The following is an 18,533-nucleotide window of genomic DNA, read 5'->3' on the forward strand; positions in this document are numbered from 1 at the left end:
CTCAGCGATGGCATGACTATACGCAGCAATGCAGGTTTATGCAATGAAGAACCAGCGCGGCCCCGCACCGGAGCGGTGGCGGCGGGGCACGCCGTCCACCCCCGGGCGGGGCCGGTGAGGGACGTCAGCGCGCCTCGGCGGACCGGTCGTCCCGGGCCGCGCTCTTCTCCGCGTTCTTCTCCGCGTTCTTCTCCTTGATGCGCTCGGCCTCCTTGCGCACCTCGGCCTGCGTGGCACGCTCCTGTCGCAGCCAGCCGGGCAGCTCCTGCTTCAGCTCGTCGATCTGCTCCGTGGTGAGCGGCTCCGTGACACCGCCGCGGGCGAGGCCCGCGATGGAGACGCCGAGCTTCGCCGCGACCACGGGCCGGGGGTGCGGGCCGTTGCGGCGCAGGTCCTGCAGCCACTGGGGAGGATCGGTCTGCAGCGCGTTCAGCTCGCTGCGGGTGACGACGCCCTCCTGGAACTCGGTGGGTGTGGCCGGGAGGTACACACCCAGCTTCTTCGCCGCGGTCGCGGGCTTCATCGTCTGGGTGGTCTGGTGCGAGGTCATGGAGCCAAGGGTAACGAGCGTGCGCGGTGCCTCCGGCCACGGCGGCCGCGGCCACGACCGGTAACCTGGCCGGGTGACAGGCTCGGAAGTACCCCCTTCGTTCCGGCTCGCCTATGTCCCGGGTGTGACGCCGGCCAAGTGGGTCCGCATCTGGCACGAGCGACTGCCCGACGTCCCCCTCGCCCTCGTCGCGGTGCCCGCCGCCGACGCGCCGGACGCGCTGCGGCGCGGCGACGCCGACGCCGGTCTCGTACGGTCGCCCCTCGACCGGACCGGGCTCAGCGCGATCCCCCTCTACACCGAGACGACGGTCGTGGTGGTCCCGAAGGACCATGTCGTGGCGGCGGTCGAGGAGGTGACCGCCGGCGATCTCGCCGACGACGTCGTGCTGCATCCGCTCGACGACACCCTGGAGTGGGAGAGCCTGCCGGGCCGGCCCGCGATCGAGCGCCCCGCCACGACGGCCGACGCGATCGAGCTCGTAGCGGCGGGGGTCGGCGTCCTCGTCGTCCCGCAGTCGCTGGCCCGTCTGCACCACCGCAGGGATCTCACCTACCGGCCGGTCTCCGACGCCCCCGAGTCGCGCGTCGCGCTGTCGTGGCCGGAGGACGAGACGACGGACCTGGTGGAGGAGTTCATCGGGATCGTCCGCGGCCGGACGGTCAACAGCACCCGGGGCCGCACCCCCGCCGCGGCGCAGCCGAAGGCCAAGCGCCCCGAGCCGGGCGCGGCCCGTCGCGGGTCGGCGGCGGGCAGCCCGGCAGCGAAGCGCGCCCGCGGCGGATCGCCCGCCCCCAAGGGCGGCGGCAAGGGCGCCGGAAAGGGCGGCAAGCGCGGCAAGCCCCGCCGCCGCTCCTAGGGCCTCTCGTTCGGATCTTGCCGGGCTCGCGTGCCCTGGCACCGCACCTCGCTGCGTTGTCGTCAGTCGCCGACTCCCCCGTAGCCCTTCGGGCACGGGAGGTGCCCCCACCGCGTGGACTCTCCCCCTGCCTTCGGCGGGGGGACCCCCCATCCTCCGCCTTGCAAGGCGTCCCCTCGGCCCTGGCGGGCCTGGGGAGACCCCATGCACCAGACCCCGCTCACTGATCCGGCCTGATCCAAACGAAAGACCCTAGCCTCCGGGCCCGCGCCGTGCCGATCCGGCGCCGCGGAAACGCCGCGGAAAAATAATCCGCCTGATTTCCGCCGCCGCTGTCGATCCGGCACAAACCCCTTCGTGTAGAGAGTGAGACCACGGCAGAACGCCGCGGCACCACGAAGGAGGAGCGCCATGACGCAGTATCTGCTCAGCATCTACCAGCCCGACGGTGACGTGCCGCCGCCGGAGGTCCTGGACCCGATCATGCGGGACGTGGAAGCCGTCAACGCCGAGCTCAGGGCGGCCGGCGCCTGGGTCTTCGCCGGCGGCCTGCACGCACCGAGCACCGCCACCGTCGTCCGATGCAAGGACGACGAGGTGCTCATGACGGACGGCCCGTACCTCGAGGGCAAGGAGCACATCGGCGGCTTCACGGTCATCGAGGCCCCCGATCTCGACGCCGCCCTCGGGTGGGGCCGCAAGCTGGCACGCGCGATCACGCTGCCGATCGAGGTGAGGCCCCTGCAGTACGGAAGCTGCGGATGAGCTCGCGTACCCCCGCCGTGGACGCGGCCGTCGTGGAGCGGGTGTTCCGCGAGGAGTACGGGCGCGCGGTCGCCGTCCTGGTGCGGCGGTTCGGCGACATCGACATCGCGGAGGAAGCCGTCCAGGACGCCTTCACCGCGGCGGTGCGGCGCTGGCCGGACGACGGGCTCCCGCCCCGTCCGGCCGGCTGGATCATCACCACCGCGCGCAACGCGGCGGTCGACCGGCTGCGCCGTGAGGCCGCCCGCGCGGACCGGCACGCCGAGGCGGCGCTGCTGCGGGCGCCCGCCGATCCGGTGCAACCCGCCGAAGCCGCAGAGGAGGGCCCCGTGGAGGACGACCGGCTCCGCCTGATCTTCACCTGCTGCCATCCGGCGCTGGCCCCCGCCGCCCGGGTCGCGCTGACGCTGCGGCTCCTCGGCGGCCTCACCACCGCGGAGATCGCCCGGGCCTTCCTGGTCGCGGAGCCGACGATGGCGCAGCGGCTGGTACGGGCGAAGGGCAAGATCCGCGACGCCCGCATCCCCTACCGGGTCCCGGACGGTCACGAACTGCCCGACCGGCTCCCGGCCGTGCTGTCGGTCGTCTACCTGATCTTCAACGAGGGCTACGACGCCGGGTCCGGCACCCGGCTGGTCCGCGAGGACCTGTGCGCGGAAGCGGTCCGGCTGGGCAGGCTGCTGGCCGGTTTCATGCCCGACGAGCCCGAGGTGCTCGGTCTGCTGGCGCTGATGCTGCTCACCGAGTCCCGGCGCCCGGCGCGGACCGGCCCCGGCGGCGACCTGGTGCCGCTGCCCGAGCAGGACCGGCGGCTGTGGGACGCGGACCTCGTCGCGGAGGGGCAGGCGCTGGTCCGCCGCTGCCTGCGGCGGGGCCGGCCGGGGCCGTACCAGATCCAGGCGGCGATCAGCGCCGTGCACAGCGACGCGCCGGACGCGGCGTCCACCGACTGGGGCCAGGTGCTGCGGCTGTACGACCAGCTCACGGCGATCGCCCCGGGCCCCGTCGTGGCGCTCAACCGGGCGGTCGCGGTGGCCGAGGTCGAGGGGCCGCGGGCGGCGCTGCGGCTGGTCGACGGGCTCCGTACGGAACTGGGCTCGTTCCATGTCCTGCACGCGGTCCGGGCCGATCTGCTGCGCCGCCTCGGGCGTCACGCGGAGGCGGTGGCCGCCTGCGAGGCGGCGCTCGCCGGCGCCGGTAACGCGGCCGAGGCGGCGTTCCTGCGGCGCCGGCTCGCCGAGCTCCGCGAGGATTGAGGCGGCGTGCTCAGGCGACGGCTTCGAGGCACAGGTGCCAGCGGCCCGGTTCGCCGGTCAGCGTCACCGTCGACAGCGGCCGGACGTCGACGTTCCAGTACATCGAGGGGTGCGCCCGCAGCGCGTACACGAACGCCGCCCGTACGACGGCGGGCTCCGCCACGGCGACGATGGAGCCGCAGTCCTGCGCGGGGCGGGTGTCCAGCCAGCCTCCTATGCGCGAGATGAACGCCAGCAGCGGCTCCCCGCCGTGCGGGGCGCTGCGCGGATCGGACAGCCACGCGTCGACGGCGGCGGGTTCCCTGGCGGTGACCTCGGCCAGCGTGTACCCGCGCCAGCGGCCCATGTCGCAGTCCCGCAGCGCGGGCTGCGCCAGCGGCGCGTAGCCCAGGGCCTCGCCGGTCGCACGGCTGCGCGGGGTGGGCGAGCAGTAGCGCAGCTCGGCGGAGCTGAGCGGTACGAGGGCGTGGGCGGCGAGCTGCACTTCGTGCCAGCCCGCCTGGTCGAGCGGCCGCTCGTCGTCGAAGCGCTCGGTGAGCAGCGTGGAGGTGCGCGCGGCTGCGACCAATGTGACCCGGACACTCATGGCGTGATGGTGCTGGCCGACGCCGCACAGGTCAAGGGGTCGCAAACAGCGGAGACCGGGGATTCCGGGCGGCCCGGCGGGGCCCGCGCCTGCCGGTGTCAGTGCGGGGCATCGCCGTAGGCGGTGCGCAGTCTGCGGACGCCTTCCGTGATCTCCGCCGGGCCCGCCACGCCCGCGAAGCTCAACCGGACGTGCCCGGCGGGGGGTTCGGCGCAGAAGTAGGGGCGGCCGGGCGCCACGGCGACGCCCGCCCGCAGGGCGGCGGCGGCAAGAGCGGTCTCGTCGGCGCCGTCCGGCAGCCGCAGCCACAGGTGGTAGCCGCCGGCGGGAATGTGGGACAGGGCGAGTGCGGGCAGCTCCAGCCGCAGAGCGGCCGTCATGGTGTCGCGGCGGCTCTTGAGCTCGGCGGACACGGTCCGCAGATGGCGGCTCCACGCAGGCGAGCCGACCAGCTCCAGGGCGGCCTCCTGCAAGGGCCGGGGGACGAAGAAGTTGTCGACGACGTGGATGGCGCGGAGCCGTTCGAGCACCGGGCCGCGCGCGGCGAGGAGACCCACCCGCAGGCTGGGCGAGGTCGCCTTGGTGAGCGAGCTGACGTGCACGACGACGCCGTCGTGCTCGTCCGCCACCAGAGGCGGGAGCAGGGGGCCCGCGTCGGCGTGGACGAGGCGGCGGGCGAAGTCGTCCTCCACGACGAAGGCCCCGGCCGCGCGGGCGATCCGCAGCACAGCGGCGCGGCGCTCGGGCCCGAGGACGGCGCCCGTCGGGTTCTGGAAGAGCGGCTGGCAGACGAAGACCCGCGCACCGGTGGCCCGGAACGCCGCCTCCAGCAGCTGTGGCCGTACGCCGTCCGGGTCCACGGGGACCGGTACGGGCCGCAGTCCGGCAGCGCGGGCGATGGCGAGCATCCCCGGGTACGTGGGCGACTCCACCAGGACCGGCGCGCCGGGCGGCGCCAGCGCGCGCAGCGCGGTGGTCAGCGCCGACTGGCCGCCCGCGGTGACCAGCACGTCGGCGGCGGTGACGGTGCCGCCGAGCCCGCGGGCGAACCATTCGCGCAGTTCGGGGAGTCCTTCGACGGGCGGGCGGCCCCAGGCCCCCGGCCGGCGTCCGGCGCGGGCGAGCGCGGCGGCCATGGCGCGTTCCGGCTGGAGGGACGGATGCAGATAACCCCCGTTGAACTCGACCACACCCGGCGGCGGCGCGGCGAGGGTGACGAGCACGCCGGCCGCGTCGACCGCCCTCGGCACGATGTCCGCCGCGGCGTCGGCGCTGAGAGCGACCTCCTGCCAGGAGGTGTCGCCGGCGGGCGGCGTGCCGGGGCGCGGCCGGGCCCGGTAGGCGCCCGCGCCGGGCCGGGTGACGACCAGCCCCTCGGCGGCGAGTTGCGCGAGTGCCCGGGAGACGGTCACCGGGGACACCCGGAAGCGCTCGACCAGCGCCCGACTGGACGGCAGCTTTCCACCTTCCGGATAGCGGTTCAGCTCGCCTTTCAGAGAAGACGCGAGGTCAGACACGCTGCTACGCTCATGCATGACAGCACAGGATAGCGCTACCACCGAGAAGACGATAGCGGTCAGCAGGGGCACGCTGCTCGCCGCGCTGGGCGTCGTCTCGTTCTCCCTGACGTTTCCGTCCACGGTCTGGGGCCTCGAGAGCTTCGGCCCGTGGTCCCTGACCGCGCTGCGCGGCGTGCTCGCCGCGGCGGTCGCGGGCGCGTTCCTGCTGGCGCTGCGCGTCCCGCTGCCGGAGCGCCGCCACTGGGCCGGCCTCGCGACGGTCGCCGCCGGCGTGGTCGTGGGCTTCCCGCTGCTGACGACGCTCGCGCTGCGGACGTCGACCTCCTCGCACGCCGCCGTGGTCGTGGGGCTGCTGCCGCTGACGACCGCGGCGTTCGCCGCGCTGCGCACCGGCGGCCGGCCGTCCCGTACGTTCTGGGCCGCGGCGCTCGCGGGCGCGGCCGTCGTGATCGCGTTCACGGTGCACGAGAGTGGCGGTTCGCTGCACACGAGCGACCTGTATCTGTTCTGCGCGCTGCTGGTGTGCGCCGCCGGCTACACCGAGGGCGGCCGGCTCGCCCGGGAGATGCCGGGCTGGCACGTGATCGGCTGGGCCCTGGTGGCGTGCCTGCCGCTCGCCCTCGCCGGCTCCGCCGCGGCCCTGTCGTACGAGCCGGTCGACCTCGGCGCGCGCGGCGTGACCGGGCTGGTCTGGGTCGCGGCCGGGTCCACGTTCTTCGGTCTGTACGTCTGGTACCGGGGCATGGCCGAGATCGGCGTCGCCAGGGCCAGCCAGCTCCAGCTCGCCCAGCCGCTGCTCACGCTGGTGTGGGCGGTGCTGCTGCTCGGCGAGGACCTCTCGCCCACGGCCCTGCCGGCGGCGGTCGCCGTCCTGGTGTGCATCGCCGTCACCCAGCGGTCCCGCGGCTGAGGTGCGGCGGGCCTCCCCCGCCGTAGACTCGAAAACGGACCATTCGACACATCCAGCCGCTTCGAGGAGGTCCCTCCCGATGCAAGCGAACGTGGGCGACACACTGCTGGTGCACGGCAGGACCGTGGGACAGCACGACAAGGTCGCCGAAGTCGTCGAGGTGCTGGGCCCTCAGGGCAATCCGCCGTTCCGCGTCCGCTTCGAGGACGGGCACGAAGCGCTCATGTCCCCTGGGCCCGACACCGTCGTCAGGCACCACGAGAAGACCTGAATCCGCCGCCGCTCCGTCGCCGGCGTCAGGCCGGCGGCCGGACCCTGGACGGGTAGTGGTCGGCCACGACCTCGGACATCGCGCCGATCGGGTCGGCCACGACCTCCGTCGCGGAGAAGTAGCAGTGACCGCCGACCTCCGGGTAACTCTTGGCGTACGTGAGGTGCCGGGAGAGTTCCGCGGGGTCCTGCCATTCCTCCGGCTGCCCCGGCGCACCGGCCTTGTAGAGGGCCTCCCCGATGAAGAGGTCCACGCCGGTGCCGCTCGCCACCTCGGCCCACCAGGGCACGAGCGTCTCGTAGTCGGCGGGCGCGAAGCCCATGTGCCAGTAGACCTGCGGCACCACGTAGTCGATCCAGCCCTCCTTGACCCAGCGGCGGGTGTCCGCGTGCAGGTCGTCGTAGGTCTGCACACCGGCCTGGGTGCGCGAGCCGAGCGGGTCCGTCGCGGCGTTGCGCCACACCCCGAAGGGGCTGATCCCGAAGCGGACGTGCTTCTTCGCGGCCTTGATCCGCGCGGCCGTCTCCCGGACCAGCCGGTCGATGTTGTCCCGGCGCCACGCGGCCTTGTCGGTGAACCCGCCGCCGTACCGAGCGAAGGTCGCGTCGTCGTCGAAGACCAGACCGGGGACCGGATACGGGTAGAAGTAGTCGTCGAAGTGGACCGCGTCGACGTCGTAGCGGACGACGGCGTCCATCATCGCGTCCTGGACGAAGCGCCGGACCTCCGGGACGCCCGGGTCGTAGTACAGCTTCCCGCCGTACGCGACGACCCACTCCGGATGGACCCTGGCCGGGTGGTTCTCGACCAGGCGCGTCGGGTCGGTGTGCGTGGCCACGCGATACGGGTTGAACCAGGCGTGCAGCTCCAGGCCGCGCCGGTGCGCCTCGCGCACCGCCGTGCCGAGCGGGTCCCAACCCGGATCCCGGCCCTGGACGCCGGTCAGGTACTGGCTCCACGGCTCGTGCGGCGACGGCCACAGGGCGTCCGCGGTGGGCCGCACCTGGAGGACCACGGCGTTCAGCCGGCGCTCCACCGCGGTGTCGAGGTACGACAGCAGTTCCGCGCGCTGCCGGTCGGCCGTGAGGCCAGGCCGCGAGGGCCAGTCCCGGTTTGCGACGGTGGCGAGCCACATCCCGCGGAACTCCCGCTTCGTCTCCCGGCGGCTCTTCTCCCGGGCCCGCGACGAGTCCTCGGACACGGCCCGTCCGGCGGCCGCGTCCCGGACCGTCGCGAACGACGCGAGTGCGCCGACCGCCGTTACCACGAACCCTCTCCTACCAATACGTCCCATTTATCCATCCCTGTCGGGCTCGGTGTGCACCGCCCTGTCGGCAGAGCATGCCCGCCCCGGGCGCTCGAGCACCCACACATCCGGAGTAACGTCGTGGGTCGGGCGGGCGCCGGAACCATACGGGGGACCTGCCGAAGGATCAGCGAAAGGCACGAGGTGACGGACTCAATGGCCGACATTGCACGCGTCGGAGTGGTGGGTTGCGGCCAGATGGGCGCGGGCATCGCGGAGGTGTGCGCCCGCAGCGGCCTCGAGGTGAAGGTGGCCGAGACCACGGGCGAGGCCCTGGAGATCGGCCGCACCCGGCTGTTCAACTCCCTCTCGAAGGCCGCCGAGCGCGGCAAGATCAGCGAGGAGGAGCTCGACGCCACCCTGGAGAGGCTGAGCTTCACGACCGACCTCGGAGAGTTCGCCGACCGCGACCTCGTCATCGAGGCCGTCGTGGAGAACGAGCAGGTCAAGACCGAGATCTTCCAGGTGCTGGACCAGGTGGTGACCCGCCAGGACGCGATTCTCGCCTCCAACACCTCCTCCATCCCGCTGGTGAAACTGGCCGTCGCGACCTCGCGCCCCGACCAGGTCATCGGCATCCACTTCTTCAACCCGGCCCCGGTGCAGAGGCTCGTCGAGCTGATCCCCGCGCTGACCACCTCCGAGGAGACCATCAAACGGTCGGAGGCCGTGGTGCAGCAGGTGCTGGACAAGCACCCGATCCGCGCCCAGGACCGCTCCGGCTTCGTGGTCAACGCCCTTCTCATCCCGTACCTCCTCTCGGCGATCCGGATGTTCGAGTCGGGCATCGCCTCGCGCGAGGACATCGACAACGGCATGGAGATGGGCTGCGCCCACCCCATGGGACCGCTGAAGCTCTCCGACCTGATCGGCCTCGACACCGTGGCCTCGGTCGCCGACAGCATGTACGCGGAGTTCAAGGAGCCGCTGTACGCCGCTCCCCCGCTGCTGCAGCGGATGGTGGACGCGGGCCGGCTGGGCCGCAAGACGGGCTCGGGCTTCTACACGTACTCCTGAACCCCGCCACCGGGCCGGCCCGGCCGTCAGCCGAGTCGCAGGTGGTGCAGCATCAGCAGCCCGGCCGCCATACCGGCGGCCGGGACCTCGCCCCGGGCGATCATGTCGGGCACCAGCTTGAGCGGGACCCACTCGCGGCGCGAGGACTCGAAGTCGTCCACGGGGTGACCGGTGTACGTGGCGTCCTCGGCCCAGTAGAGGTGGTGGCGGGCGTCGGTGAGACCGTTGGACGGCTCCACGGTCAGCAGATGCCGGAGGGGGCCGGGCCGCCAGCCGGTCTCCTCCTCCATCTCCCTGGCCGCCGCCGCCCGGATGTCCTCGCCGTCCTCGACGACGCCGGCGGCCAGCTCCCACCCCCAGCTGTCGGTGATGAACCGGTGCCGCCAGAGCATCAGCACCTCGTTGGCCCCGTTGACCGCCGTCGCCACGGCGACCGGGCGGAGACGGACCAGGAAGTGGTCCAGATGCCGGCCGTCGGGCAGCTCGACATCCGCGAGCCGGACCCTGAACCACTGGTTCTCATACACGGTTTGTTCGTTTAAGTTCATCCACTGCACGTTTCTGCCGCCTTCCGACAAGAGGATGGCAACATGGCAGCAGGAGCGCGGTCAGAGGGGAACGCGCAGTGCCCCTCCGATGAGGTCGGCCGTCTCCTTCGCCCCGGCGCAGCCGCTGGCCGCCAGGTGCTCGCGCACCGCCCGCAGCCGGTCCCGCAGCCGCTGCGACTCCATCCCCCTGGCCCGCTCCAGCATCTCCGCCGCGGTCCGCGCCGCGCGGTCCGGCTCACCCTGCCGCAGCTCGATCTGGCACAGCATCGCCAGCCGGTGCACCCGGCCCCGGTCGTGCGCCGGCGTGCCGACGGCGGCCGCCGCGTGCGCCCTGGCCGCCGTGAGATCGCCCAGACCGAGCAGCGCCTCCGCGACCTGCACGTCGACCAGGCCCGGCTGCACATAGCCGGTCTCGTCCGGCTCGTGCCCCGGACGGATCCGCCCGGCCTCCGACTCCGCGCGCCGGATGCACGTCAGCGCGCCGGACGCGTCGCCGAGATGCGCGTACGCCTTGGCCTGCATCGCGTACAGGTCGGCGGCGAGAGCGGGGGTGATCCGCCGGCCGGCCGCGCGCAGTGCCGCCTCGGCGAAGGCGACCGCCTGCCGGTGCTCGGACAGGAACAGCGACTGGTTGACCAGCAGCGCGATCACGTACGCGCCGAGCCCGCGGTCGCCGCTCGCCTTCGCCAGCCGCAGCGCCTGGTGGAAGTAGCGCTGGGCCGGGCCCTGCGCGTCGGAGTCGTACGAGCAGATGCCGGCCACCGCCACCAGGCCTCCCGCGGCGCGGTGCAGCCGGCGGCCCAGCGCGTCGCAGTACGAGCCGCGCAGAAGCGGCGCGGTCTCCGCGTTGAGGAAACCGACGACGCGGGCGCGGGTCGCGACACCGCCCGTCCGCCGGTACATCAGCTCGTAGTGCGCGCGGGCGGCGCGGAGCATCTCGACGTCTCCGGCGGCGACGCGGGTACGGCCGTCGCGCGAGACGTCCGCGTCCTCCGGCGGGTTCTCCCACTCCCAGACCGGCATCACGGCGGTGGTGCCGGTGACGGCGGGCGCGGCTGCTTCCCGTGCGCCGTACGGGCGTTGCCGCTGCTGGGCCTCGTAGCGCCACTGCGCGGTGGCCCGCTCCACGAACCCGGACAGCGACGAGCCGTGCGGCACGGCGCGGTCCGGCGCGGGTACGCCGAGACCGATGTCGTCGAGGGTGACCGCGCGCCGCAGTCGGCCCGCGAGCACCTCGCAGATCAGGTCGGGGACCCGGCCGCGGGGCCGCTGTCCCTTCAACCACCGCGCCACGGCGGTGTGTTCGTACCGCAGCGCCAGTCCCCTGGCCGCGCCCGCCCGGTTGACACGGGCGGCGAGCCCGGCGTGGGAAAAGCCGGCCTCTTCGAGCAGGGCGTCGAGCAGGGTGTTGGGCTGCATGGCACCCTCCCGGTGACTCGAGTCCGCTCAGGGTAGTGGAGGGCGTATTCGCACGGGGTGTGAACGCAGTGCGCCTTTCCGTGGGTCGCGTGCGGTGCCGGCGGGTGGGCGGGGGCTGTTGACTGAACTGCCTCTTCGGGAGGCGACCGGGCCGCCGGCTCCCCCTCGTACAGTGCGGTGGCCCTTCGGCGCCGTTCGTCCTGCTGATCTGCCCGACACTCCGCGGCAGGACGAACGGCGCGCACCCTCCGGTCCGCAGCGGCCCACGCCGCCCGCCAATGCGCCCGGCCCCCGGCGCGCACACGCGCCAGGGGCCGGGTCGGGAGGGACGCAGACGTCACGCGCCCCGCAACACCGCTCCCGTGCGGTCGGACGCCAGCGCCACCGCCGCGTCCCGCGCGGACGACGCCTCGTCGACCGTCAGCGTGCGGTCCGCCGCGCGGAAGCGCAGCGCGTACGCGAGCGACTTGCGGCCGTCGCCGATCTGCTCGCCGGTGAAGACGTCGAACAGGCGGATGGACTCCAGCAGTTCGCCCGCGCCCTCGCGCAGCGCGGACTCGACGTCCGCCGCGGGCACGTCGTCGGCGACGACGAGCGCGACGTCCTGCGTGGCGACGGGGAACGTGGAGATCCGCGGCGCCTGGACCGCGCCGGTCGTCGCCCGCTCCAGCACGTCGAGCTCCAGCTCCGTCGCGCAGGTGCGGTCCGGCAGGTGCAGGGCCTTGACGACGCGCGGGTGGAGTTCGCCCGCGTGGCCGACGAGGGTCTCCTCGCCGTCGACCGTCGCGTACAGCGCGGCGCAGCGGCCCGGGTGCCACGGCGCGTGCCGGTCGGCGCGGACGGTGAGTTCGACGCCCGCCTCGCGGGCGACGAGCCGGCCGGCCTCGATCGCGTCGGCCCAGTCGGCCGGGCGGCCCTTGCCCCACCAGCCGTTCTGCTCGCGGGCGCCCGCGAGGACGACGGCGACGCGCCGCGGCTGGCGCGGCAGTGCGGCGTCGAGTCCGGCGATCTCCTCGTCGGTGGGGCGGCGGCCGACGGGGAGCCGTACCGCGGGACGCTCCTCGCCGGTGGGGCGGAAGACGAGACCGGTCTCGAAGAGCGCCAGGTCGTGGCTGCCGCGGCCGTCGTTGCGGCGCAGTGCGCCGAGGAGGCCGGGCAGCAGCGTGGTGCGCAGCGCCGGCTCCTCGTCGGAGAGCGGGTTGACGAGCTTGACGACCCGGCGGCGGGCGTCGTCCGCCTCCAGGCCGAGCTGGTCGAGGACCGGTTCGCCGATGAAGGGGTAGTTCGGCGCCTCGACGTAGCCCGCACCGGCCAGCGCGCGGCCGACCCGGCGGTGCAGCCGCTGGCGGGCGGTGAGCCCGCGGCCGGACGGCGGCGTGGGCAGCGTCGAGGGGAGGTTCTCGTAGCCCTCGAGCCGGATGACCTCTTCCGCGAGGTCGTTGGGCTCGGTGAGGTCGGGCCGCCACGAGGGGACGGTGACGACGAGCGCGTCCTGCCCGTACACGTCGCAGCCGACCTCCTGGAGGCGGCGCACCACGGTCTCGCGGCCGTAGGTGACGCCCGCGACGCGGTCGGGGTGGTCCGCGGGCATGGCGATCGTCCGCGGCGCGCTGGGCGCGACGACCTGGGTGACGCCGCCCTCGGCGGTGCCGCCGGCGAGGAGCACCAGCAGGTCGACGGTGCGCTGCGCGGCGGCGGCCGCGGCCTGCGGGTCGACGCCGCGCTCGAAGCGCTTGGACGCCTCGGAGGACAGCTTGTGGCGCCGCGCGGTGCGGGCGATCGCGACCGGGTCGAAGTGCGCGGCCTCGATGACGACCTCGGTGGTGGCGCCGGCGGTGTCGTCGTGGTCGGCGATCTCGGTGTTGGCGCCGCCCATGACGCCCGCGAGGCCGATGGGCCCGCGGTCGTCGGTGATGACGAGGTCCTCGGCGTCGAGCACGCGCTTGACGCCGTCGAGGGTGGTGAGCTTCTCGCCGGGCTCGGCGCGGCGCACCCCGATCGGCCCGTCGAGACGGGAGCGGTCGTAGGCGTGCAGCGGCTGGCCGAGTTCGAGCATCACGTAGTTGGTGATGTCGACGGCGAGGGAGATCGGGCGCATCCCGGCCTTCTGCAGCCGGCGCTTCAGCCAGATCGGGGAGCGTGCCTCGGGCTCGAGGCCGACGACGGTGCGCGCGGTGAAGCTGTCGCAGCCGATCGGGTCGGCGACCTTGACGCCGTAGCCGTACGAGTTGGGCCCGGGCACGTCGAGCAGCGCCGGGTCGCGCAGCGGCAGCCCGTAGGCGGTGGCCGCCTCGCGGGCGACGCCGCGCAGCGAGAGGGCGTAGCCGCGGTCGGGGGTGACGGCGATGTCGAGGACCTCGTCGACGAGCTGGAGGAGCTCGATCGCGTCGGTGCCGACCTCGTACTCGGGCGGGAGCACGATGATGCCGCCTCCCCCAGACTCCGTCCGGGGGGACCCCCAGCCGTCGTCGCCCATGCCGAGCTCGTCGCCGGAGCAGATCATGCCGTGGGACGTCTTGCCGTACGTCTTGCGGGCGGCGATCGCGAAGTCGCCGGGCAGCACGGCGCCCGGCAGGACCACGACGACCTTGTCGCCGACGGAGAAGTTGCGGGCGCCGCAGACGATCTCCTGCGGCTCGCCGGTGCCGTTGGCGTGACCGACGTCGACGGTGCAGAAGCGGATCGGCTTCTTGAACTCCGTCAGTTCCTCGATGGTCAGCACCTGGCCGACGACCAGGGGGCCCTTGAGCCCGGCGCCGAGCTGCTCGACGGTCTCGACCTCGAGGCCGGCGGCGATGAGTTTGGCCTGGACGTCACGGCCGGTCTCCGTCGCCGGCAGGTCGACGTACTCCCGCAGCCAAGAAAGCGGGACCCGCATCAGATCTCCATCCCGAACGGCCGGGTGAACCGGACGTCACCCTCGACCATGTCTCGCATGTCTTCGACGTTGTGGCGGAACATCAGCATCCGCTCGATGCCGAACCCGAAGGCGAATCCGCTGTACCTGGCGGGGTCGACGCCGCAGGCGGTGAGCACCTTCGGGTTGACCATCCCGCAGCCGCCGAGCTCGATCCAGCCCTCGCTGGAGCAGGTGCGGCAGGGCCGGTCCGGGTTGCCGACGGACTCGCCGCGGCAGACGTAGCAGACCATGTCCATCTCGGCGGACGGCTCGGTGAAGGGGAAGAAGTTGGGCCGCAGCCGGGTCTTCATGCCCTCGCCGAACAGCGCCTGGACCATGTGGTCGAGGGTGCCCTTGAGGTCGGCCATGGTCAGGCCCTCGTCGACGGCGAGCAGCTCGACCTGGTGGAAGACGGGGGTGTGCGTGGCGTCCAGCTCGTCGGTGCGGTACACCCGGCCGGGGCAGATCACGTAGACCGGCGGCTCGCGGTCGATGAGCGAGCGGATCTGCACGGGCGAGGTGTGGGTGCGCAGCACCACGCCGGAGTCCGCGCCGCCCTTCTCGTCCTGGACGAAGAAGGTGTCGTGCTCACCGCGCGCCGGGTGGTCGGGGCCGATGTTGAGCGCGTCGAAGTTGAACCACTCGGCCTCGACCTGGGGGCCCTCCGCGACCTCGTAGCCCATGGCCACGAAGACGTCCTCGATGCGCTCGGAGAGCGTGGTCAGCGGGTGGCGGGCACCGGCGGGGACGCGGTCGTGGGGCAGCGTGACGTCCACGGCCTCCTCGACGAGCACCCGGGCGTCGCGCTCGGCCTCGAGCTCGCTCTGGCGGGCGGCGAACGCCCTGCCGACCTCGGCGCGGGCCTGGCCGACGCGCTTGCCTGCCTCCGCCTTGGCCTGCGGCGGCAGTGCGCCGATCTCGCGGTTGGCGAGGGAGAGCGGCGAGCTGCCGGAGGTGTGCGCGGACTTCGCGTGCGCGAGCGCGTCGAGGGAGTCTGCGGCGGCGAAGGCGGCGAGCGCCTCGTCCCGCATGCGCTCGATCTCTTCCGGTTTCAGTGCCTCGACCTCAACCGGGTCGTACGACTTATTGGGTGCGGACATCTCTTCCCGTACTTCCGATGGTCTGGCTGGGGACCCCGCACGTCAGGGACGACCGAGGACGCAAAGGTGCCAAAAGTCGAGTCTAACGGGGTGTGGAGCGGCGAATGAGCCCGCGGGCCGCCCGGGCCCTCCCGCGGCGGCCCTGGAGGGACCGCTAGAGGAGATGTGCCGGGGTGCCGACGGGCAGCGTAAATCGGAACTCGGCGCCGCCGCCGGGTCCGCGGCCGACGGTGATCGTCCCGCCGTGCGCCTCGACGATGCCCTTGACGATGTACAGACCCAGGCCGGTGCCGCCGCGTTTGCTCCCCCGCCAGAAGCGGGTGAAGACTCGGCTCATCGACTCCTCCGGAATGCCCGGGCCCTCGTCGGTCACGGTGACGGCGGTGCCGGCACCGTTCTGCTCGGCTCCGCAGTGCGAGGGCGCTATGTCGATGGTGACAGTTCCCTCGCCGTGCCGCACCGCGTTTTCCAGCAGGTTGCCGAGCACCTGGTCGACCTTGTCGGGGTCGGCCCACAGCTCGGGCAGCGGCTCGCTGACCCGGACGCGGAACCGGTCGGGGGCCTGCCCGGCGGCCACGTGCGCGTCGACGTGGCGGCGTACGGCGGCGCCGAGGTCGACGGGCTGGCGGCGCACTTCGAGGCGGCCGGAGTCGATGCGGGAGATGTCGAGGAGCTCCGCGATGAGGCGGGTGACGCGGCCCGCGTCGGCGTCGACGGTCTCCAGCATCAGCCGCTTCTGGTCGTCGGTGAACCGTTCCCACTTGGCGAGGAGCGTGGCGGTGAAGCCCTTGACGGAGGTCAGGGGGGAGCGCAGTTCGTGGGCGACGGTGGCGATCAGCTCGGCGTTGCTGCGCTCGCTGCGGCGGCGGGCCTCGGTGCCGCGCAGGCTGACCACGAGCCGGCGCAGCGGTCCGGTGGGGACGTCGCGCACATAGCGGGCCGAGACGAGGACCTCGCGGCCGCCGGGGAGCAGCAGATTGCGCTCGGGCTGTCCGACGCGGGTGGCGAGCCCGCCGTACGGGTCGGTCAGGGCCCACCAGCGGCGGCCCTTGAGGTCTTCGAGCGGCAGTACGCGTTCCAGCGGAAGCCCGATGGCGTCGGTCCTGGCGACGGCGGTGATCCGGACGGCGGCCGCGTTGAAGCAGACGACGAGACCCCGCTCGTCGGCGATCACCAGTCCGTCGGGGAGGTCGTCGGGGTCGACCCAGGCCGCCTCGTGGCCCCACAGGGCCGCGTCCTGTGGCCCTGCCGGCCTGCTGGTCCCGACCGTCATCTCCCCGTACCCCACCTCTCCGCCGGCGCAGTGGGCCCCCGAGTCCGTCACCCTACTAGCTGAAAGTGACGTCGCCGACCCCCTGAGCGAGTGGTCCTCAGGTCGCGGGGGCGCCCTTGGCCCCGGCGCGCTGGGCGCGCGCAGAGGCGTAGAGACATACGGCGGCGGCGGTCGCCAGGTTCAGACTCTCCGCCTTTCCGTGGATGGGGACGCGCACGACGGCGTCGGCGAGCGCGCGGGTCTCCTCCGGGAGCCCCCACGCCTCGTTGCCGAAGATCCAGGCGGTGGGTCCGCCCATGGTGCCGGCGTCGAGTTCGTCGTCGAGGTCGTCCTCGCCCGCCCCGTCGGCGGCGAGCACGCGTACGCCCGCGTCGCGCAGTCCCTGGACGGCCTGCTCCACGGGTACGCCGACGGCGACCGGCAGATGGAAGTGGGAGCCGACGGACGCCCGCACGGACTTGGGGTTGTAGAGGTCGACGGAGGCGTCGGTGAGGACGACGGCGTCCGCGCCGGCGGCGTCGGCGCAGCGCAGCACTGTGCCGGCGTTCCCGGGGTCGCGTACGTGCGCGAGCACGGCGACGAGCCGGGGCCGGGCGGCGAGGATGTCCTCGAAGGGCGAGTCGAGGAACCGGCAGACGCCGACGAGCCCCTGCGGGGTGACGGTCTGGGAGACCTCGGCGAGCACGGAGTCAGCGGCGTGGTGGACGCGGGCTCCGGCGGCGCGGGCGGCGTCGACGATGTCCGCGTAGCGCTCCGCCGCCTCGACGGTGGTGAACAGCTCGACGAGCGTCGCCTCTCCGTGGGGCCCGCGATGGGCGACGGCCTCCCGCACGGCCTGCGGCCCCTCGGCGATGAACAGACGGTCCTTCCCCCGGAAGTTGCGCTTGGCGAGCCGCCGTGCGGCCATCACTCGGGGTGAGCGGGGGGAGATCAGCTCGGGGGTCGTCATGCGGCTCGACGGCTCTCTCTCACGGGGTGCGGTTGGGAAGTGTTTCGTTGCGGGCGGGCAGCGCGGGGCCTCGGCACCCGACCGTGAGCCTCGGCGAGTGCGTCCCGTGCGGGCGGCGACCGGGGGGCCTTCACGCCGCCCGTGAGCTTACGCGAGTGCCCCGAAGGGGCACCCGGGCTCGGCCTGGGGCCTTCTACGCCCGGCCGTGGCCTCGGCCAGCGCGTCGGTGCGTGCGGGTGCGGCCAGAGCCTTCTACGCCGGGCCGTGCGCCCCGGCGAGCGCGCCGGTGCGGGCGGGCTCGAGCCGGGGGCCCTCTGCGCCAGGCCGTGAGCCTCGGCGAGTGAGCCGAAGGGGCGCGCGGGTGTCGAAAGGGAGAACGCGCGGAGATCCCGAGGAACGAGGGATCGAGCACGATCGACCGTCGACACTCGCACAGAGCGCCCCGGAGGTGAACCGAGCCCTCAAAAAAGCGAGGGGCCGAGCACGATCGACCGTCGACACCCGCACAGCGCGCCCCGGAGGTGAACCGAGCCCTCAAAACAAACCGGACCCGCAGGCCGAGGCCTGCGGGTCCGGTCGGGCTCTGTGCGGGCGTCAGGCGGCCTTGGGGGCGTTGACGTCGCTCGGCAGCGCCTTCTGCGCGACCTCGACGAGCGCGGCGAACGCACCGGCGTCGTTCACGGCGAGCTCGGCCAGGATCTTGCGGTCCACCTCGACGTTGGCGGCCTTCAGACCCTGGATGAGGCGGTTGTACGTCATGCCGTTCTGGCGGGCAGCGGCGTTGATGCGCTGGATCCACAGCTGACGGAAGTCGCCCTTGCGCTTCTTGCGGTCGTTGTAGTTGTAGACCAGGGAGTGGGTGACCTGCTCCTTGGCCTTGCGGTACAGGCGCGACCGCTGACCGCGGTAACCGCTGGCCTGCTCCAGGATCGCCCGGCGCTTCTTGTGGGCGTTGACTGCCCGCTTGACGCGTGCCACTTTTTGACTCCTTGTAGCGGGGCCGTGGGTGTCTTCACACGACCCGAAAACGAATTGGTCCCGGTCTCGGCGTCCCGCCCCCGTCACCGGGGACGTGGGACGTCACTTACCGAGAAGCTTCTTGATCTTCTTGGCGTCGCCCGGAGCCATCTCCGCATTGCCGCTCAGGCGACGCGTCAGCGTGGACGGCTTGTGCTCGAGCAGGTGGCGCTTGCCGGCACGCTCCCGGAGCACCTTGCCGGAGCCGGTGATCTTGAAGCGCTTCTTGGAACCGCTGTGCGTCTTGTTCTTCGGCATCGCGCCGTATCTCCTCATCAGTGGCGCTCC

Annotated in this window: 18 protein-coding genes; 6 read left to right on the forward strand and 12 right to left on the reverse strand. The window is 73.2% G+C overall.

Features of this window, described 5'->3' with window-relative positions:
* Nucleotides 1-124: 124 nt before the first annotated feature.
* Nucleotides 125-550 carry a DUF5997 family protein gene (locus ACWD01_RS26775; protein WP_451165349.1) on the reverse strand — a complete coding sequence of 142 codons (426 nt, stop codon included), beginning with the start codon at nt 548-550 and terminating at the stop codon, nt 125-127.
* 73 nt (nt 551-623) lie between these two features.
* Here ACWD01_RS26775 and ACWD01_RS26780 point away from each other — a divergent pair, with 73 nt between their 5' ends.
* From ACWD01_RS26780 to ACWD01_RS26790, 3 genes are all read left to right on the forward strand, one after another.
* Complete coding sequence (locus ACWD01_RS26780; RefSeq protein WP_451165350.1) at nt 624-1,409, forward strand: LysR substrate-binding domain-containing protein; 786 nt, start codon at nt 624-626, stop codon at nt 1,407-1,409.
* Nucleotides 1,410-1,820: 411 nt separating this feature from the next.
* Nucleotides 1,821-2,174, forward strand: coding sequence for a YciI family protein (locus tag ACWD01_RS26785; protein ID WP_451165351.1), 354 nt, complete (start codon nt 1,821-1,823; stop codon nt 2,172-2,174).
* A complete protein-coding gene (locus tag ACWD01_RS26790) occupies nt 2,171-3,430 on the forward strand; it encodes an RNA polymerase sigma factor (RefSeq protein ID WP_451165352.1) in 1,260 nt (419 codons plus the stop codon). The genes ACWD01_RS26785 and ACWD01_RS26790 overlap by 4 nt, the downstream gene beginning before the upstream one ends.
* Nucleotides 3,431-3,440: 10 nt before the next feature.
* Here ACWD01_RS26790 and ACWD01_RS26795 read toward each other — a convergent pair whose 3' ends face one another.
* Together ACWD01_RS26795 and ACWD01_RS26800 are read right to left on the reverse strand one after the other, a co-directional pair.
* Nucleotides 3,441-4,016 carry a histidine phosphatase family protein gene (locus tag ACWD01_RS26795; protein WP_451165353.1) on the reverse strand — a complete coding sequence of 192 codons (576 nt, stop codon included), beginning with the start codon at nt 4,014-4,016 and terminating at the stop codon, nt 3,441-3,443.
* Nucleotides 4,017-4,114: 98 nt separating this feature from the next.
* Nucleotides 4,115-5,551, reverse strand: coding sequence for an aminotransferase-like domain-containing protein (locus ACWD01_RS26800; RefSeq protein WP_451165354.1), 1,437 nt, complete (start codon nt 5,549-5,551; stop codon nt 4,115-4,117).
* On the opposite strand from ACWD01_RS26800, the gene ACWD01_RS26805 reads away from it, so the two are divergent.
* Together ACWD01_RS26805 and ACWD01_RS26810 are read left to right on the forward strand one after the other, a co-directional pair.
* Complete coding sequence (locus tag ACWD01_RS26805; RefSeq protein ID WP_451165355.1) at nt 5,550-6,446, forward strand: DMT family transporter; 897 nt, start codon at nt 5,550-5,552, stop codon at nt 6,444-6,446. The genes ACWD01_RS26800 and ACWD01_RS26805 overlap by 2 nt on opposite strands.
* A 79-nt stretch (nt 6,447-6,525) precedes the next feature.
* On the forward strand, nt 6,526-6,717 hold the full coding sequence (locus ACWD01_RS26810; protein ID WP_451165356.1) for a DUF1918 domain-containing protein: 192 nt from the start codon (nt 6,526-6,528) through the stop codon (nt 6,715-6,717).
* 25 nt (nt 6,718-6,742) lie between these two features.
* On the opposite strand, the gene ACWD01_RS26815 is transcribed toward ACWD01_RS26810, so the two are convergent.
* Nucleotides 6,743-8,011 (reverse strand): glycoside hydrolase family 10 protein, encoded by a 1,269-nt coding sequence (locus tag ACWD01_RS26815; protein ID WP_451165357.1) that lies wholly within the window; start codon nt 8,009-8,011, stop codon nt 6,743-6,745.
* 168 nt (nt 8,012-8,179) lie between these two features.
* Between ACWD01_RS26815 and ACWD01_RS26820 the strand changes: the two genes are divergently transcribed.
* A complete protein-coding gene (locus tag ACWD01_RS26820) occupies nt 8,180-9,040 on the forward strand; it encodes a 3-hydroxybutyryl-CoA dehydrogenase (protein WP_451165358.1) in 861 nt (286 codons plus the stop codon).
* Nucleotides 9,041-9,066: 26 nt separating this feature from the next.
* Here ACWD01_RS26820 and ACWD01_RS26825 read toward each other — a convergent pair whose 3' ends face one another.
* The 8 genes from ACWD01_RS26825 to rpmI form a co-directional block, all read right to left on the reverse strand.
* A complete protein-coding gene (locus ACWD01_RS26825; RefSeq protein ID WP_451165359.1) occupies nt 9,067-9,597 on the reverse strand; it encodes an NUDIX hydrolase in 531 nt (176 codons plus the stop codon).
* Nucleotides 9,598-9,648: 51 nt separating this feature from the next.
* A complete protein-coding gene (locus ACWD01_RS26830; RefSeq protein WP_451165360.1) occupies nt 9,649-11,007 on the reverse strand; it encodes a transcriptional regulator in 1,359 nt (452 codons plus the stop codon).
* Nucleotides 11,008-11,344: 337 nt separating this feature from the next.
* A complete protein-coding gene (gene pheT, locus ACWD01_RS26835) occupies nt 11,345-13,885 on the reverse strand; it encodes a phenylalanine--tRNA ligase subunit beta (RefSeq protein ID WP_451165361.1) in 2,541 nt (846 codons plus the stop codon).
* On the reverse strand, nt 13,885-15,006 hold the full coding sequence (gene pheS, locus ACWD01_RS26840; RefSeq protein WP_451165362.1) for a phenylalanine--tRNA ligase subunit alpha: 1,122 nt from the start codon (nt 15,004-15,006) through the stop codon (nt 13,885-13,887). The genes pheT and pheS overlap by 1 nt, the downstream gene beginning before the upstream one ends.
* Nucleotides 15,007-15,160: 154 nt before the next feature.
* Nucleotides 15,161-16,279 (reverse strand): ATP-binding protein, encoded by a 1,119-nt coding sequence (locus tag ACWD01_RS26845; protein WP_451165383.1) that lies wholly within the window; start codon nt 16,277-16,279, stop codon nt 15,161-15,163.
* Nucleotides 16,280-16,376: 97 nt separating this feature from the next.
* Nucleotides 16,377-17,228 carry a TrmH family RNA methyltransferase gene (locus tag ACWD01_RS26850; protein WP_451165363.1) on the reverse strand — a complete coding sequence of 284 codons (852 nt, stop codon included), beginning with the start codon at nt 17,226-17,228 and terminating at the stop codon, nt 16,377-16,379.
* A 594-nt stretch (nt 17,229-17,822) separates the two neighbouring features.
* Entirely contained in the window at nt 17,823-18,206 is a 384-nt protein-coding gene (gene rplT / locus ACWD01_RS26855) for a 50S ribosomal protein L20 (RefSeq protein ID WP_451165364.1), read from the reverse strand.
* Between the two features lie 102 nt (nt 18,207-18,308).
* Nucleotides 18,309-18,503: a 50S ribosomal protein L35 gene (rpmI, locus tag ACWD01_RS26860; protein WP_153480691.1), complete on the reverse strand. Its 195-nt coding sequence runs from the start codon at nt 18,501-18,503 to the stop codon at nt 18,309-18,311.
* Nucleotides 18,504-18,533 lie beyond the last annotated feature (30 nt).

This window comes from Streptomyces sp. NPDC002835, from assembly GCF_053591995.1.

What these genes read in the sequence shown, in the direction of transcription:
- ACWD01_RS26810 (WP_451165356.1), top strand. Translation starts at nt 6,526, where the DNA reads ATGCAAGCGAACGTGGGCGACACACTGCTGGTGCACGGCAGGACCGTG.
- ACWD01_RS26850 (WP_451165363.1), bottom strand. Translation starts at nt 17,228, where the DNA reads ATGACGACCCCCGAGCTGATCTCCCCCCGCTCACCCCGAGTGATGGCC.
- ACWD01_RS26830 (WP_451165360.1), bottom strand. Translation starts at nt 11,007, where the DNA reads ATGCAGCCCAACACCCTGCTCGACGCCCTGCTCGAAGAGGCCGGCTTT.
- rpmI (WP_153480691.1), bottom strand. Translation starts at nt 18,503, where the DNA reads ATGCCGAAGAACAAGACGCACAGCGGTTCCAAGAAGCGCTTCAAGATC.
- ACWD01_RS26795 (WP_451165353.1), bottom strand. Translation starts at nt 4,016, where the DNA reads ATGAGTGTCCGGGTCACATTGGTCGCAGCCGCGCGCACCTCCACGCTG.
- ACWD01_RS26775 (WP_451165349.1), bottom strand. Translation starts at nt 550, where the DNA reads ATGACCTCGCACCAGACCACCCAGACGATGAAGCCCGCGACCGCGGCG.
- ACWD01_RS26790 (WP_451165352.1), top strand. Translation starts at nt 2,171, where the DNA reads ATGAGCTCGCGTACCCCCGCCGTGGACGCGGCCGTCGTGGAGCGGGTG.
- ACWD01_RS26800 (WP_451165354.1), bottom strand. Translation starts at nt 5,551, where the DNA reads ATGCATGAGCGTAGCAGCGTGTCTGACCTCGCGTCTTCTCTGAAAGGC.
- ACWD01_RS26815 (WP_451165357.1), bottom strand. Translation starts at nt 8,011, where the DNA reads ATGGGACGTATTGGTAGGAGAGGGTTCGTGGTAACGGCGGTCGGCGCA.
- pheT (WP_451165361.1), bottom strand. Translation starts at nt 13,885, where the DNA reads ATGCGGGTCCCGCTTTCTTGGCTGCGGGAGTACGTCGACCTGCCGGCG.
- ACWD01_RS26785 (WP_451165351.1), top strand. Translation starts at nt 1,821, where the DNA reads ATGACGCAGTATCTGCTCAGCATCTACCAGCCCGACGGTGACGTGCCG.
- ACWD01_RS26845 (WP_451165383.1), bottom strand. Translation starts at nt 16,279, where the DNA reads ATGACGGTCGGGACCAGCAGGCCGGCAGGGCCACAGGACGCGGCCCTG.
- ACWD01_RS26820 (WP_451165358.1), top strand. Translation starts at nt 8,180, where the DNA reads ATGGCCGACATTGCACGCGTCGGAGTGGTGGGTTGCGGCCAGATGGGC.
- ACWD01_RS26805 (WP_451165355.1), top strand. Translation starts at nt 5,550, where the DNA reads ATGACAGCACAGGATAGCGCTACCACCGAGAAGACGATAGCGGTCAGC.
- pheS (WP_451165362.1), bottom strand. Translation starts at nt 15,006, where the DNA reads ATGTCCGCACCCAATAAGTCGTACGACCCGGTTGAGGTCGAGGCACTG.